Source organism: Arthrobacter sp. Helios (assembly GCF_023167125.1).
Taxonomy (GTDB): Bacteria; Actinomycetota; Actinomycetes; order Actinomycetales; family Micrococcaceae; genus Arthrobacter_B; species Arthrobacter_B luteolus.
Window position 1 is genome coordinate 2,466,698 of record NZ_CP095402.1, and the last position, 15,227, is coordinate 2,481,924.

The 15,227-nt window shown below is 66.1% G+C and carries 11 protein-coding genes; 3 read left to right on the forward strand and 8 right to left on the reverse strand.

Annotated elements, in window-relative coordinates; all coding sequences use genetic code 11:
• Window positions 1-96: 96 nt before the first annotated feature.
• The 3 genes from ArtHe_RS11145 to ArtHe_RS11155 are packed head-to-tail and all read right to left on the reverse strand — an operon-like array spanning window position 97 to window position 3,095.
• The gene (locus ArtHe_RS11145; protein WP_248316844.1) at window positions 97-507 is read right to left on the reverse strand and encodes a DUF779 domain-containing protein; all 411 of its coding nucleotides are present in this window, start codon (window positions 505-507) and stop codon (window positions 97-99) included.
• A complete protein-coding gene (adhP, locus tag ArtHe_RS11150; protein ID WP_248316860.1) occupies window positions 507-1,526 on the reverse strand; it encodes an alcohol dehydrogenase AdhP in 1,020 nt (339 codons plus the stop codon). The genes ArtHe_RS11145 and adhP overlap by 1 nt, the downstream gene beginning before the upstream one ends.
• Before the next feature lie 45 nt (window positions 1,527-1,571).
• Entirely contained in the window at window positions 1,572-3,095 is a 1,524-nt protein-coding gene (locus ArtHe_RS11155) for an aldehyde dehydrogenase family protein (protein WP_248316867.1), read from the reverse strand.
• 209 nt (window positions 3,096-3,304) lie between these two features.
• Between ArtHe_RS11155 and ArtHe_RS11160 the strand changes: the two genes are divergently transcribed.
• Window positions 3,305-4,957: a DHA2 family efflux MFS transporter permease subunit gene (locus ArtHe_RS11160; RefSeq protein WP_248316874.1), complete on the forward strand. Its 1,653-nt coding sequence runs from the start codon at window positions 3,305-3,307 to the stop codon at window positions 4,955-4,957.
• Here ArtHe_RS11160 and ArtHe_RS11165 read toward each other — a convergent pair.
• The gene (locus ArtHe_RS11165) at window positions 4,954-6,195 is read right to left on the reverse strand and encodes a GAF domain-containing protein (RefSeq protein ID WP_248319762.1); all 1,242 of its coding nucleotides are present in this window, start codon (window positions 6,193-6,195) and stop codon (window positions 4,954-4,956) included. The two genes, ArtHe_RS11160 and ArtHe_RS11165, sit on opposite strands and share 4 nt — an antisense overlap.
• A gap of 448 nt (window positions 6,196-6,643) precedes the next feature.
• Window positions 6,644-8,071, reverse strand: coding sequence for an FAD-dependent oxidoreductase (locus ArtHe_RS11170; RefSeq protein ID WP_248316876.1), 1,428 nt, complete (start codon window positions 8,069-8,071; stop codon window positions 6,644-6,646).
• Between the two features lie 183 nt (window positions 8,072-8,254).
• Here ArtHe_RS11170 and rarD point away from each other — a divergent pair, with 183 nt between their 5' ends.
• A complete protein-coding gene (rarD, locus tag ArtHe_RS11175) occupies window positions 8,255-9,322 on the forward strand; it encodes an EamA family transporter RarD (protein WP_248316881.1) in 1,068 nt (355 codons plus the stop codon).
• A gap of 88 nt (window positions 9,323-9,410) precedes the next feature.
• Here rarD and ArtHe_RS11180 read toward each other — a convergent pair whose 3' ends face one another.
• The 3 genes from ArtHe_RS11180 to ArtHe_RS11190 all read right to left on the reverse strand — a co-directional run bounded on the left by ArtHe_RS11180 (window position 9,411) and on the right by ArtHe_RS11190 (window position 14,114).
• Complete coding sequence (locus tag ArtHe_RS11180) at window positions 9,411-10,838, reverse strand: CAP domain-containing protein (RefSeq protein WP_248316891.1); 1,428 nt, start codon at window positions 10,836-10,838, stop codon at window positions 9,411-9,413.
• 228 nt (window positions 10,839-11,066) lie between these two features.
• Window positions 11,067-12,713 (reverse strand): amidohydrolase, encoded by a 1,647-nt coding sequence (locus ArtHe_RS11185; RefSeq protein WP_248316893.1) that lies wholly within the window; start codon window positions 12,711-12,713, stop codon window positions 11,067-11,069.
• Window positions 12,714-12,791: 78 nt separating this feature from the next.
• Window positions 12,792-14,114, reverse strand: a complete 1,323-nt coding sequence (locus ArtHe_RS11190) for an MFS transporter (protein WP_248316910.1) — start codon at window positions 14,112-14,114, stop codon at window positions 12,792-12,794.
• A 119-nt stretch (window positions 14,115-14,233) separates the two neighbouring features.
• Here ArtHe_RS11190 and ArtHe_RS11195 point away from each other — a divergent pair, with 119 nt between their 5' ends.
• On the forward strand, window positions 14,234-15,172 hold the full coding sequence (locus ArtHe_RS11195) for a LysR family transcriptional regulator (RefSeq protein WP_248316912.1): 939 nt from the start codon (window positions 14,234-14,236) through the stop codon (window positions 15,170-15,172).
• Window positions 15,173-15,227: the final 55 nt, after the last annotated feature.

A 15,227-nucleotide genomic window follows, 5' to 3' on the forward strand; every position in this document is an offset into this window, starting at 1 on the left:
CCTCAATCCCGCCCCGTTCGAGGCATCATGATGTACCGTCAGCCCCGCGGCCACTCGGCCGCAGGGGAATTAAACAGCAACCTTACTACTTGATGGCTATCCGGGCACATCCATCAGGCGGGAGCGGATCAGGAAGCGTTTTCCTTCCGGTGCCTCGAGGGAAAATCCGCTTCCCCGGCCGGTCACGACGTCGACCGTCAGGTGCGTGTGCTTCCAGTACGTGAACTGTTCTGCGGACATCCAGAAGCCGATCCCCTCACCATCCAGATCGAAGGTTCCCAGCAGCACATCCGCGTCCGAGGTCAGGAAGTCCCCGTCCGGATAGCACATGGGCGATGATCCGTCGCAGCATCCACCGGATTGGTGGAACATCAGCGGACCGTGCTGGGCACGAAGTACACGCAGCAGGTCGCGGGCCGCAGCCGTGAGCCCCACCCGGGAAGTTGCCTCCCCGGGCAGGGCCGGTGCGGCATCCAGGACCGAGAGCACTTCCTGGTGCGCGTCCATTAGTACTGCACCACTACGCGTCCATCTACCTTGCCGGCTTCGAGTTCCTCCAGCACGTCATTGATCTCATCGAGTCCGCGGGTGCTCACCTTCGGCTTGATGAGTCCGCGGTCGTAGAAGTCGATCGCCTCGATCATGTCCTGCCTGGTGCCCACGATCGAGCCCCGGATGGTCAACCCTTTCAGGACAATGTCGAAAATCGGTGCGGGAAAGTCCCCGGGTGGAAGGCCATTGAACACGATGGTTCCTCCCCGCCGGGCCATATCCATGGCCTGACCGAACGCCGAGTGGTGGACCGCGGTGACAAGGACGCCGTGGGCTCCCCCGATTTTCTCCTGGAGTGCCGCCCCGGGGTCTTCCTCGCGCGCGTTAACGGTCACCTCGGCGCCGAATTCGCGTGCCAGCGCCAGCTTGTCTTCGGCAATGTCGATTGCCGCGACCCGCATCCCCATAGCCCTGGCATACTGCACCGCGATGTGTCCCAGCCCGCCGATTCCGGAGATCGCCACCCACTGGCCCGGCCGTGTCTCGGTTTCCTTCAGGCCTTTGTACACGGTGACCCCGGCGCAGAGCACGGGGGCAATCGCCACCGGGTCGGCGCCTTCCGGGATGCGCGCGGCGAACCGTGCGTCAACCAGCATGTACTGGCCGAAGGACCCGTTGACCGTGTAGCCGCCGTTCTGCTGCTGCTCGCACAGGGTCTCCCACCCGGTGCGGCAGTACTCACAGACGCCGCAGGCGGACCAGAGCCAGGCGTTGCCCACCATATCGCCCACCTTGATGTCAGTGACCCCCTCCCCCACGGAGACCACTTCGCCCACCCCCTCATGGCCGGGGATGAACGGCGGTGACGGTTTGACCGGCCAATCGCCGTGGGCGGCGTGGAGGTCGGTGTGGCACACACCGGAGGTGACCAGCTTGGCCAGGACCTGCCCGGGGCCGGGGCTGGGGATTTCAACGTCCTGGACCTCAAGGGGATCACCGAGGCCGGTGACTACTGCTGCCTGCATGGATTCCATCTCGTTCTCTCTCTTTACGGGCTAACGGTGTGGACGTGCGCAGGCTTAGAAGAAGCCCTGCTTGGATTCTGCGTAGCTGACCAGGAGGTTCTTGGTCTGCTGGTAGTGGTCCAGCATCATGGAGTGGTTCTCCCGCCCGATGCCGGAGGACTTGTAGCCGCCGAACGCCGAGTGTGCCGGGTAGGCGTGGTAGTTGTTCACCCACACCCGGCCCGCCTGGATATCCCGTCCGGCACGGTAGGCGGTATTGCCGTCCCGGGACCAGACGCCGGCCCCAAGGCCGTAAAGGGTGTCGTTAGCTATCGTGAGGGCCTCGCCGTAATCGGAGAACCGTGTCACGGACACCACCGGGCCGAAGATCTCTTCCTGGAAGATGCGCATGTTGTTCGTGCCTTCGAAGACAGTCGGCTCAACGTAGTAGCCGCCGGCCAGGTCGCCCCCGAGGATGTTGCGCTGCCCGCCGGCCAGGACCTTCGCCCCTTCCTGCCCCGCGATGTCCATGTAGGAGAGGATCTTCTCCAGCTGATCGTTGGAGGCCTGGGCGCCAACCATGGTGTTGGTGTCCAGCGGATTGCCCTGGATCATCTGCCCGGTGCGGGCCAGGGCATCGGACATAAAGCTGTCGTAGATCGATTCCTGCACCAGGGCACGGGACGGACAGGTGCAGACTTCGCCCTGGTTCAGCGCGAACATGTTGAAGCCTTCAAGCGCCTTGTCGTAGAACGCGTCATCCCGCGCGGCGACGTCGGCGAAGAAGATATTCGGGCTTTTGCCGCCAAGTTCCAGCGTGACCGGGATGAGGTTCTGGCTGGCGTACTGCATGATCAGCCGGCCGGTGGTGGTCTCGCCGGTGAAAGCGATCTTGCGGATCCGCTTCGACGAGGCCAGCGGCTTGCCGGCTTCCACACCGAACCCGTTGACGACGTTCAGCACACCGGCGGGAAGCAGATCGGCAATCAGTTCCATCAGCACCAGGATCGAGGCAGGTGTCTGTTCTGCCGGCTTGAGCACGACGGCGTTGCCGGCCGCGAGCGCCGGTGCCAGCTTCCAGGTCGCCATGAGGATCGGGAAGTTCCAGGGGATGATCTGGCCCACCACGCCGAGGGGCTCATGGTAGTGGTAGGCGGTGGTGTTGTCGTCGAGCTGGGAGATGCTTCCTTCCTGCGCCCGGATGGCTCCGGCGAAGTAGCGGAAGTGGTCAACTGCCAGGGGCATATCCGCGGCCAGGGTTTCCCGCACCGGCTTGCCGTTGTCCCAGGTTTCGGCCACGGCCAGCATTTCCAGGTTGTCCTCGATGCGGTCTGCGATGCGGTTCAGGATATTCGCCCGCTCTGCCACGGAGGTTTTGCCCCACGACGGGGCTGCCTTGTGGGCGGCGTCGAGGGCCAGATCGATATCCTCCGAGGTGCCGCGTGCCACCTCGCAGAAGACCCTGCCGGTCACGGGTGAAACGTTTTCGAAGTAGCCGCCCTTAACCGGGGCCACCCATTCTCCGCCGATCCAGTTTTCGTAGCGGGGCTTGAATGAGACGAGGGCATCGCTCTGCCCGGGCTGCGCGTATACGGTCATGACTAACTCGCTCCTTATCTTCGACGACGCCGGTGTCGTTTCGGTCGGTGCAGTGAACCGTACGCCTGCCCACGTTGCATCTACGTAGCAGCCCGCACACCGTGCCGCAGCGGTGTGGCATGACGGAGCCGGCAGGATTATTGTTGCCAAAGGCAACATCTCCGAATAGTCCGGATCTGCTCTCCGGACCCACCCCACAAGGACGGCATATGGCTTCCGATTCCCGCGCCGGCCAGGACGCTCAGCTTCCCAGCCGCTATCTCCGCTACCGCTGGTGGGGCCTGCTGGCCATCAGCCTCGGGGTTGCGATGATCATCATGGACTCCACCATCGTCTCGGTAGCGGTGCCTTCGATCGTCGCCGACCTCGGCATCTCCAGCACCCAGATTCAGTGGGTGCAGGAGATCTATACCCTGCTCTTCGCCGCCCTGCTCCTGACCTGGGGCCGGATCGCGGACCGGGTGGGACGGCGGCGGGTGATGCTGATCGGCGTCGTACTGTTCGTGGCGGCCAGCGTGCTGTGTGCCCTGGCAGAATCCGGCGGCATGCTGATCTTTGGCCGGGCCGTCCAGGGTCTGGGCGGGTCCATGATCCTGCCGACAACACTGGCGCTGCTGAATGCGAACTTCCACGGCCGCGAGCGCGGAATTGCCTTCGCAGTCTGGGGATCGACCATCGGCGGCATGGCGGCTGTTGGCCCGCTGCTGGGCGGGTGGCTCACCGAAAACGCCAGCTGGCGCTGGGCGTTCGGCATCAACGTTCCGGTGGGGCTGCTGATCGTGGCGGGCCTGCTGCTCTTCGTCGCGGAGTCCTCGGAGACCGTGACCGGTGCCGCGCAGCGCCTGGACCTCGGCGGTGCGGCCCTGTCCATTCTTGGCTTCGGCGCGCTGGTCTTCGGCCTGATCGAAGGGCGCACCTACGGCTGGTGGAACGCCTCGGCAGAGGCCCCCTTCCAGGTTGGCAGCCTTTCCCCGGTCCCGCTGGCCTTCCTGGTCTCCGCTGTGGCACTGGTGTCCTTTGTGCTGCTGCAGCGCTCACGGACAGCCGCCGGCAAGGGCGTGATCCTGGACCTGTCCCTGTTCCGTATTCCGTCCTTCGCCAACGGCAACGTCACGGCCCTGATTGTCAGCTTCGGTGAATTCGGATTGATTCTCTCCCTGCCGCTGTGGTTCCAGAATGTGCTGGGCTTCAGCGCTTTTGAAGCCGGGCTGGCGCTGCTGCCGCTGGCGGCCGGATCTTTCCTCGCGAGCGGCGGAGTTGCCGCCCTGGCCAGGAAGTTCAGCCCCATCTTTGTGGTTCGGATGGGGCTCGGGCTGGAAATCATCAGTATCGCGGCTCTGGCCCTCCTGATCCGGCCGGACAGCACGGCCTGGCTGACTTCCCCGATCCTGCTGGTGTACGGCATGGGCGTGGGACTGGCCACTGCCCAGCTCACCTCAGTGGTCCTGGCAGATGTTCCCCTCGCGAAGAGCGGACAGGGCTCAGCTACCCAGAGCACTGCCCGCCAGACCGGATCCGCACTGGGCATCGCGGTGCTGGGGACCGCCTTCTTCACCACGCTTCGCACCGGGACCGAAAACGGGGTGGCCGATTCCCTTGCCGGCGCTCCGCAGCTGAGCGGCGCGCTGGAATCGGTCAATGCCACCTCCGGCGGCAGCATCCCGGCCCTGGCTGCCGATCCGCAGACCGCGTTCATCGCTGACGCTGCCCGGGAAGCGATGACCAGCGGGGCTGCCCTGGCCGGATGGATTGCGGCCGCTGCCCTGCTGATCGGTTTCCTGACCAGCCTGCGCATTAAACCGTCGGTCGGGCCGCAGGCCGACGAGCCCGCGGACACCCGGACCCCGGCGCCGAAGGCCTAAGCCAGGTCCTGCTCGATCCGCTGCAATCCCGCCACGATGCCCGCCCGGCGGGGTGAGCGGGCCGGCAGCAGCTGCAGGGCGAGGCGCCACGCCTCGCCGTCGTCCGCTGCTTCCGGCAGGCGAAGGTACTGGAGCAGCGTGTCACTGCCCGCATCTGCGAGCACGGCTTCCCGCAGCACCGAACTGAGGCTGCGCCGCAGCTCCGTGATCCCGGGCGCCTGGGAGTGCGGCAGGACTTCCCCGCGGTAAATGTTCAGGGCGAGCCGGTGGGCTCCCCGTTCCAGGCAGGAGCGGACCTGGCCGGCGTCGACCACCAGTTCCCGGGGCAGCCGGTACGGGCGGGACTGCGGCACCATATCGGCGCCGGCCGGAGTTTCCCGGGCCAGCAGCTTGCGCAGCCGCAGCATCTCGGCGCGGACTGTGCCCACGGAGGACTGTTCCGGATAGGCCAGGACTGCCAGTTCCTCAGCAGTCAATCCGCGCGGGTGCAGCGCCAGCAGCGCCATCAGTTCAGAGTGCCGCGGGCTCAGGTGCAGGCGGGTACCGCCTACGCACAGGACGGCGGAATCCGCGCCCAGGATCTGCAGGCTGTCCTGGTAGAGGCTGGGACGAGGGTTGGGTACCGGGCTCCGCGTCCGGCGGGGAGCCCGGAACTGGAGGCGTTCAACGTGCAGCTGGGCCTGGGCCGCCGCGACCGTTGCCTGTACCAATGCCAGCGTGTGCACGGCCACGGCCTCTTCCTTGCCCGTGATGTCCACAACGCCCAGGACGGCGCCTGAATCCGGGTCATGGACGGGTACGGCGGTGCAGGACCAGGGATGCACCTGGACACTGAAATGCTCCGCGCCGGCAATCTGCACGCTCCGCCCGGTCACCAAGGCCGTGCCCGGAGCGCTGGTGCCGATGGAGTTCTCTGACCAGTCCGCCCCCGGCAGGAACATCATGCCCTCTGCCCGGCGGCGCAGTTCCGGATCCCCGTCGACCCAAAGCAGCCGCCCCAGCTGGTCCCCGACAGCCACCAGGAGACCGCTTTCCCTTCCGGGCTCCACCAGCAGGCGCTGGATGACGGGCATGATCGAGGCCAGGGGGTGGGAGGCACGGTAGGCCTCGAGATCTTCGTCGCCAAACACCAGGGCGGGCTGGGCATCGTCGGGATTGGGATGGTGCTGCAGGGAACGCTGCCACGACTCTTTGACGCCGGGACGAAGGGTATCCAGGACTTCACCCTGCGCCCGCATGCTCTCATGCGCCCGCCACGCCTCCTGCTGGAGGAACTCCGCCGTCCGGGGCCCACGCTCCCGCACACCACTTCGACTGTGCTGCACCGTCCAACCTATCCGCGCTGATAAGGAGACCGCTTGCGCCGGAAACCCCCCGCGCACCCGCGGGCACGTTTCCGGTGTTCCGGGCAGCCTGAGGCTGCCCGTCCATGGTGACACGTGAAACCCTAAGGTTCCAGAGCAAATCGGGGGTTCCGTCCGGGGTTCCGTTCGTTGATCCGTTCGGTGAGTGGCAGCCCTGGCGGCCCGGCAGCTTGGAAGGCCACCGCAGTTGCACATCCGGATACTCAGCGGACGGCGCTGCCCGCAGCGTGGGATCCGCGGGCAGCTTTCCGGCCCGCGGAAACGGCAGAAGCCGGGACCGCGGATGCGGCCCCGGCTTCTGAAGCTGCGGGTGTTGCGGGTGCTACTGCACGCCCTGCCGGCTGGTCCGGATCATTTCCTCACGGTCCACAACCTTGACGCGTTCGCGGACCAGATCGCCAACACCGGGATCGCCGTGGACGTAGCTGGCGCCCAGCGACATCTCGTGGGCGTCGAGCTGCTTCCAGCCCTGCCAGGTGGTGTACTCAACGCCGCGCTCTTCGAGAAGGCTGATGATGGCGTCCGGTTCCGGCTCTTCGGCAGCGGGCAGCGTCCGGCGGTCTTCCAGCAGGAAGCCGATGGTCTCCAGCGCATCACCCTTGGTGTGGCCGATGAGGCCTACCGGGCCGCGCTTGATCCAGCCGGTCGCGTAGATGCCGGGAATAGGCTGGCCGTCGGTGTCCACCACGCGGCCGCCCTCATTCGGAATCACGCCGCGGCGGGAGTCGTAGCCCACCTCGGGCAGTTCGGAGCCGAAGTAGCCCACCGCCCGGTATACGGCCTGCACGGGGTAATCCACGAACTCTCCGGTGCCGCGGGCGTTGCCGGTGCCGTCGAGTTCGGTGCGTTCCATCTTGATTCCGGCGACCTTGCCCGGAGTGGCGGGATCGTCGTGGATCTCTACCGGGGAGTGCAGGAAATGCAGGTGCAGGCGGCGGGAGGCACCGGTGTCCTGCTCCTCAACGAGCCAGTTGGTCAGCGTGTTGACCATGGTCTTGGTCTGGTTGTTGGTGCGGATCTGCTCATCCGAGGCCTCATCGAACTCGAAGTCCTCCGGGTACAGCACAATGTCCACGTCGCGGGAGTGCGAGAGTTCCCGCAGTTCCAGCGGAGTGAACTTCACCTGGGCCGGTCCGCGGCGGCCAAAGATATGGACATCCGTTACCGGCGACTTCTTCAGCCCCTCGTAGACGTTCGCCGGAATCTCGGTGGTCAGCAGGTCATCAGCGTGCTTGGAGAGGATCCGTGCGACGTCGAGGGCCACGTTGCCGTTGCCGATGACAGCGATTTCCTTGGCGTCCAGGGGCCAGTCCCGCGGAACATCCGGATTGCCGTCATACCAGGAGACAAAATCGGCGCCGCCGTAGGAACCGTCCAGGTCAATCCCGGGAATGTCCAGCGGCGCATCCTTGAGCGCGCCGGTGGCGAAGATGACCGCGTCATAGAAGTGCCGGAAATCCTTGAGTGTGAGGTCGCGGCCGTAGTTCACGTTGCCCAGGAAGCGGATATCCCCGCGGTCCAGGACCTTCTCCAGCGCCTTGACGATGCCCTTGATGCGGGGATGGTCGGGAGCAACGCCGTAGCGGATCAGCCCGTAGGGGGTGGGGTACTGGTCGAAGAGGTCAATGCTGACGTCGAAGTCGCGGTCGGCTTTGGTCAGGATGTCTGCCGCGTAAACGCCGGCCGGACCAGCACCGATAATTGCTACTCGCATGGGACGCTGCGAGCTGTCCGGGGCTGTGTTAGACACGTAAAGTCCTTCTTCTCGGGAGATCTCTGAAAGTCAGGGAGCAAGTCACTGAACGTCACTGAACGCAAATGGCGCACATTTGTTTATTCTAATTGCCGCGTACCACGGCGTCTAAACGGCACCGGCGCCAACCGGCGAAAACGGACACGGAATATGCGCAGGGCGTAGTGCGTTGCACCGCACATGCCCAATGAGCAACCTCCCGGCAGTTCCCCTGCCTACGCCGCCTCAAATACCGCCGCCCGGAATGGGCAGGGACCGCCAGCGCAGGGCACCGCTGCCCCGGCATCGGATGCGGGTCCGCCCGGTACGGTGAACGGGCCCGAGCGGGACGGCAAAATCAGCGGGTCCGGTCTGCTCTTTGGCATTGGCGCCTACGGCATTTGGGGATTCCTGCCGCTGTACTTCCTGCTGCTGGAGCCTGCGGGGCCTGTGGAGATTGTCGCCGCGCGCGTTGTCTTCTCCCTGGTGTTCTGCGCCTTCCTCCTGACGGTGATGCGGTCCTGGCGCCGGGCCTTGACCTCGGTGCGGGATCTGCGGATGCTGGGCACCCTGTCCGTGGCTGCTGTGCTGATTGCCGTGAACTGGCTGGTCTTTTCCTGGGCCGTGCTTAACGGCCATGCAGTCGAGGCCGCCCTGGGCTACTTCATCAACCCGCTGGTTTCGGTCCTGCTGGGCGTTTTCCTGCTGAAGGAGCGGCTTCGGCCCCTGCAGTGGGCCGCCATCTCGGTGGGCTTTATCGCAGTCCTGGTTTTGGCATTCGCCTACGGCAATGTTCCCTGGGTCGCGCTGACCCTGGCGTTCAGTTTTGGTTTTTACGGCCTGGTCAAGAAGGGCGTCGGCGGGAAGGTTGACGCCGTTTCCAGCCTGTCCATCGAGACCGCCGTGCTGGCTCCGCTGGCCGGCGTGGTCCTGGTGGTGATGGCTGCCAACGGCACCGGCACGCTGCTCAGCTTCGGGCCGGCACATTTCTGGCTGCTGGCTGCGTCGGGCATTGCCACGGCCGTGCCCCTGATCTTCTTCGGCGCGGCGGCCAGCCGGCTGCCGCTGACCATGGTGGGGATGCTCCAGTACCTGGCGCCGGTCCTGCAGTTCATCATGGCCCTGGTCGTCTTCCAGGAGGCCATGCCTCCCGAGCGCTGGGCAGGATTTGGGCTCGTATGGCTGGCGCTGGCCATGCTCAGTATCGACATGATGGGTTCCCCGCGCCGGGCCCGGATCCGCCGGGCCGCGGCTGCCCGCACGGCATAGCGGGTGCTGCCGGCAGTGACCACGGGGCCGGAAGCGAGGAAAGCGCAGGACCGGCTGGTCCTGCGCTTTCCTGTCTGCCTGCTGGCTGCTAGGCCGTCTCGGACCGGCGGCCCCGCAGATACACCAGGGCTGCTGCCCCGGCGATGATCATGGCGGCACCCGTTCCAGCGAGCAGCGCCTGGCCGGCTGAGAACCCGGTCGAGGCCAGCTCCGCGGGTGCACCGGGCCCTGCAGCGGTGGCTACGCCGAGCACGTTGACCTCGGCCTGCACAGTGAAGGCCTGCCAGCCGGCCAGTGCGCCGTCCCGTTCGTACAGGGCTACCCGGTGGCCGCCGGCTTCCAGCCCGGCGGGGATGTCGATCCGCAGCAAGCCGTTCGCGTCAACGGTGAAGCTGCCGGCCTTCACGGGCGTGGAATGCAGGAAGACCTGGTATTCGTGTCCCGGCGTGAGCCCGGAAATAGTGAGGCTGCTGCCGCTGGTCCTGGTTTCGAAGCTGCCGCGCGCATCGGGGGTCAGCGCCGCAGGGTCGCTGGTCTGCAGCTCGACGCGTTCTCCAACCCCGGTGGCAGCTGCCGGGTTGTCTGCCGCCGGCTCAGCCGGGACGTCGGTTCCCTCAGGTTCGGAGGTTTCCAGGACCGGAGTTTCCAGCGGATCAGGCGTCTGCGACGGCTCTTCAGGGGAAGGCTCTGTGGATTCCACCGGAGCAGGGGGATCCGTCACCGGTGCCTGCGGGGTTTCGCTGGGTGCAGCCGGCAGAGTCGGCTCGGCCGGCGCTTCGGTCGGCGCCGGTGCCGGCTCCGGCACGGTTTCAGCGGGCGGGTTGCTCGGAGCAGGTTCCGGAGCGGGTTCCGGCGCGGGAGCCGACGGTTCAGTCGAAGGCTCCGGAGCCGGCGCCGTTTCCGCCGGAGGATCAGCCGGTGCAGGCTCTGCAGGCGGTGCAGGCTCCGCGGGCACCGTGGGCTCCGGTGCGGGAGCCGGGGTTTCAGCCGGCGGGGTTTCAGCAGGCGGGGCAGGTACGGCCGTGCCGGCGTACTGACCGAAGTTGACGGTGGCCAGGTACACGCCCTTGTTCGGCCCCTCCGTCAGCTGGACCACGCCGATTCCGATGTCCGTATCCGCAGCACCAAGCATGTTCCCCCGGTGCGGGGCGGAGTTAACCCACCATTGGAAGGCCTGGTCGACGCTCATGTTCCAGGCGATGTTCTCGGAGTACCCCAGCGCGCCCGCCGGGTACTGGGCAGCAAAATCCGGGTTGTGCAGGAAAGTGCCGGCGCCGTGGACGCTGGCGGTCTGCGCAGACCGCAGGGTCCAGTCCTGGGCGACGGCGGCGATGCCGCTGTTCCAGGCCAGCGGCTTGAGTGCATGCTGTGCCCGGTATTCGTTAATCAGTGAGTGGAGCCTGCCGGCCGCCACACCATCCAGTGAAGTGGCCGACGCCGCGGGCAGCGCCACGGCTGTCGCCCCCAGCGCCAGCATCAGGGCAGCGAACGCCCCTGCGAGTTTCCTCAGTCGCATTGTGTAAATCCTTATGCCTCGAGACCCGCGGCAGTCCACCGTGGAGGCCTATGCTGCGCGTCCATCCCCACCGGACGCGACACACCGCATGCGCGCGGTGCTTGACAAGCAATCTAACGCAGACCTCACAGATTCACAACAATCCCTCAATTACCACAAGTCACAGGAGCACCAGTGGTGACATCTTGGACGAGGCACATCTGGCACCAAGTCCCTCAGGCAACGCGCCTACCCCAGGAAGCCCGCGGCGTCGTACAGCATTTCTCCTCCGACGACGGTGCCCATTACCTCCGTTTCGCGGATGCGGGACGGATCAATGCCGAACAGGTCTTCAGAGAGCACCGTGAAATCGGCGAGCATCCCGCGCCGCAGGGTCCCCTTGTCCTGTTCCTGACCGACCGCGTAGGCGGAACCGAAGGTGTACGCACGGACCGCTTCGGCGACAGTGAGCCGCTCTTCCGCACCCAGGACCCGCCCGGAAGCCGTGCGCCGGTTGACCATGTCATGGATGGAGACCAGCGGATTTCCGTCTGAGACGGGTGAATCGGTGGATCCGGGCAGGACCATCCCCGCATTCAGCAGTGATTTCATGCGGTAGATCAACGGCGCCAGTGCCGGTTCGACGGCGTCCATCATGCCGTCACCGAAGTCGGAGATGAAGCTGCCCTGCGGAACTGCCGTGAGTTCCAGGGCTGCTGCCCGGGCCACCTGTGCGTCCGAAGCCAGTGCGAAATGCTCGATCCGGTGCCGCACTCCGGGCCGCGGCAGGATGCGGTGCGCTTCTTCGACCGCATCCATCACATGGTCGATGGCCGCGTCACCGATGGCATGCGTGGCCACAGTCCAGCCGGCGGTGTGCGCTCCGATGATCATGCTGCGGAGCTCCTCGGCGTTGTACTGCATCACCCCGTGGTTGTGCGGTTCGCCATGGTAGCAATGGTGCATCGCCGCGGACCGTCCGATAAAGGAGCCGTCGGAGACGATCTTGACCGGACCTACGCGCAGCCGGTCATCCCCCAGCCCGGTGCGGATCCCCAGATCGAGCCCGAACAGGTCCTGGCCCTTCATGCCTTCCACCGCGTGCAAGGTAGTGCAGTAAGGCATCAGGGTCACCCGGGTGCGAAGGGTCCCCTCCTCCACTGCCTGCTGGTAGGAGTGGAAGTCCAGGGGTGTGTTGCCGACCATGCGGTGGTCCCCGACGCCGGGTTCCGTCACGGAGGTGAGGCCGTACCGCAGCGCCTGACGGCCGGCCAGGCCGAGGTTCCGCTGCACCTCGCCCAGGTCCATGGGCCGGACCATATTGTAAATCAGCACCATGGCCCGTTCCTGGAGCAGCCCGGTGGCGCGGCCTTCGGCGTCGCGCTCCACGTGGCCGCCGGCAAAGTCCGGAACACCCAGGCGGCCCGGGTAGCCGGCCAGCTCAAAGGCGCGGGTACTGGCCGCACCCATGTGGCCGGAGACGTGTTCCAGGAACACCGGCCGCCCGCCGGCCGCCTGGTGCAGGGCCTCGGCGTCGGGATGGGACCCGAGGAAGTTCTGGTTGTAGCCTGATCCACGGACCCAGCCGTCTGCCGGCAGGGTCCGCGCGTGTTCCGCTACGGCCGCGTAGAGCTCCGCCAGGGTCCGCACTTTGCCGGGCCGCAGATCCAGCGCAGCGAGCCGGGCACCGGTCAGTGACAGATGGAAGTGCGCGTCGTGGAAGCCCGGAAACACCGCTGCACCGCGCAGGTCGATCACCTCCGCCGCACTGACGCCATCCAGGTCGGCGTCGAACCCGGCAATCCGTCCGCCGATAACGCCGACGCGGCTGGCAAGGGGATAGTCCGGGTCCAGGGTGTGGAACCGTCCGTTGGTAAAAATGGCATCAATGCGCATGGGTTTTCCTAGGTTTGACCCGGCGCCGGAACAGGTGGGGAACGGTTCCAGCGCCGGGAGACGTGTGGTGGGCGCCGGTCAGGCCGTTGCGTTTACCGGATCGTTGTGGACTGCATGCCGCCGGTTGGCAGCGCGGGAGAGCCCGACGACGCCGAGAATGGTGGCCAGCAGCATGGCGGTGTAGAACGCCGCCACACCCCAGGGACTGCCGTTTGAGCTGTTCAGGATCCACTGCGCCACCAGCGGAGTGGCGCCGCCGATCAGCGACGAGCACAGCTGGTAGGCCAGGGAGACTCCGGTGTACCGGATGTTGGCGGGGAAGGCTGAGGCCAGGGAGTTGGCCAGCAGCGCGTAGTAGGCGGTGCCGCCCAGGCAGGTGATGTACAGGGTGATGGCGATGGCGCCGGGGTTGGCGGAGCTGATCGCCTGGAAGAACGGAACCACCATAACGACCGCCAGTACCAGGCCCCAGACCATAACCTTCACGGCCCCGATCTTCTCCGCGATCCAGGCGGCAATCGGCTGCCAGATGAACTGGAGGATTGCCATTCCGAGCAGGACGTTCAGCATGGTCTGACGCTCGATGCCCAGGGTTCCCGTCGTCCAGGACAGCAGGAACGTGTTGGTGAAGTAGGCCAGGGAGATACCCATGATGGAGGCAGCGATGCCCAGGAAAACGATTGTGGGTGCGGTGCGGAAGACCTCGGCGATGGGAGCCTTGACGACGGTGTTGCTGGCCTTAGCGGCCTCGAAGTCCGCTGATTCTTCGACCTTGAGGCGGATGAGGAGGCCAATGACCACCAGCAGTGCGGAGACCAGGAACGGAATGCGCCAGCCCCAGGAGAGGAAGGCCTCGTCGGGCAGCAGACCCACCAGCATGAAGGCGACCGTGGCCAGGATTGATCCGGCGGGTGATCCCTGTTGGACCCAGGCCCCAGCCATGCCCTTCTTTTTCTCGCTGGCGTTCTCCGTGGCCAGCAGGACAGCCCCGCCCCATTCGCCGCCGACGGCGATTCCCTGCAGTGCGCGCAGGACGATCAGCAGGACCGGAGCCATTACGCCGATCTGGGCGTAGCCGGGCAGCAGGCCGATCAGGGTCGTGGCGCTGCCCATCATGATCAGGGTGATCACCAGGACATTTTTACGTCCGAGCTTGTCCCCGAAGTGGCCGAAGATCATGCCGCCGATGGGACGGGCCAGGAAGCCCACCCAGAAGGTTGCGAAGGACGCCATCAGGGCTGCTGCGGGCGATGCCCCGGGGTAGAAAACATGCCCGAACACCAGAGCGGCGGCGGTGCCGAAAATGTAGAAGTCGTACCACTCGATGGCCGTGCCGACGAAGGCACCCGTGGTGGAACGCTTCTGCCGGGCACCGGCGTCTTGCGTGGAGGAAGCTGTCAAAGTGGAGTCCTAGAGGTGTCTGGCCTGGATTCGGATCCGAGCGGATTGTGATGCAGAACCCACTTTGCGGCAGCGGCAAGATAACTGTCTAATGACTTTTTGGCACAGTGCCATAACCTATGGACATGATGGATCAGCGTGACCTGCAGTATTTTCTGGCCGTGGCCGGCCACGGCACCGTGAGCGCGGCCGCTGCGGCGATCTATGTTTCCCAGCCCGCTGTCTCCCGCCGGATTGCCGGACTGGAGCGGAAACTGGGGGTGCGGCTCTTCCGGCGGACAGCCTCGGGAATGAAGCTCACCCCGGCCGGGGAACGTGTGCGGGAGCTGGCCCAGGACCTGCAGAACCGGCAGGACCGGGCGGATGGTGTGCTGCGGGCCATGCGCCGGGGACATCAGTCCTTTACGGTGGCCTGCCCTGAGACAACAGGGAACTTCTTCATCGCGCCGTTCATTGCCGAGGGCGCACCGATCGCGGACATCCAGCCGGCCCATCCCGGTGAGGTGTATGCCCGGCTGTCCACCGGAGTGGACATGGCGGTCAACACCTCCGAGCCCCCGCCCCACCTGTGCGGACACCATCTGGCGTCGGCACCGGTGTTCGTGCACTTCCGCTCCGGTGACCGGCTGGCCGCTTCCGGCGGCGAAGCGGAGCTCGCCGATGTTGCCCGTGAGGCCGTGCTGCTGCCCGGCCATGGCAGTGCGATCGAGCGAACCGTCCGAAACACTGCCCTGGCCGGGGGAATCGATCTGGCCCTGGCCCGCACCACGAGCAACGGCACCATGGCCCAGGCCATGGCGGCCGCGGGCCACGGAAAGGCGGTCACCATTGAACCGGCAGGCTTTGGCTTGGAGAGCGCCTTCCTGGTCCACCGGGGCAGGCGCCTCAGCGTCGGCCTCTACGCCGGCTGGGAACCGGACCACTATGCTGCTGCGGAACTTGGCGGCCTGGCAGCTGCCCTCGGGGTCTGGATGCAGGCCCGGATTCCCCGCCTGACCACTGTGGGGCCACCGCACACCGCCTCCATCGTTCCGGAGGATCAGCTGCCGCCCTCCTGAGCGCTGCATCCGTCCGGGGGAAACGGGAAGCCCGCGGTACTCCCCAGCAGCTGGG

Bases quoted from the DNA above. Each gene is read 5' to 3' on its own strand.
- ArtHe_RS11160 (WP_248316874.1), top strand. From the start codon at position 3,305: ATGGCTTCCGATTCCCGCGCCGGCCAGGACGCTCAGCTTCCCAGCCGC.
- rarD (WP_248316881.1), top strand. From the start codon at position 8,255: ATGCCCAATGAGCAACCTCCCGGCAGTTCCCCTGCCTACGCCGCCTCA.
- ArtHe_RS11145 (WP_248316844.1), bottom strand. From the start codon at position 507: ATGGACGCGCACCAGGAAGTGCTCTCGGTCCTGGATGCCGCACCGGCC.
- ArtHe_RS11155 (WP_248316867.1), bottom strand. From the start codon at position 3,095: ATGACCGTATACGCGCAGCCCGGGCAGAGCGATGCCCTCGTCTCATTC.
- adhP (WP_248316860.1), bottom strand. From the start codon at position 1,526: ATGGAATCCATGCAGGCAGCAGTAGTCACCGGCCTCGGTGATCCCCTT.
- ArtHe_RS11165 (WP_248319762.1), bottom strand. From the start codon at position 6,195: ATGCGGGCGCAGGGTGAAGTCCTGGATACCCTTCGTCCCGGCGTCAAA.
- ArtHe_RS11185 (WP_248316893.1), bottom strand. From the start codon at position 12,713: ATGCGCATTGATGCCATTTTTACCAACGGACGGTTCCACACCCTGGAC.
- ArtHe_RS11180 (WP_248316891.1), bottom strand. From the start codon at position 10,838: ATGCGACTGAGGAAACTCGCAGGGGCGTTCGCTGCCCTGATGCTGGCG.
- ArtHe_RS11195 (WP_248316912.1), top strand. From the start codon at position 14,234: ATGGACATGATGGATCAGCGTGACCTGCAGTATTTTCTGGCCGTGGCC.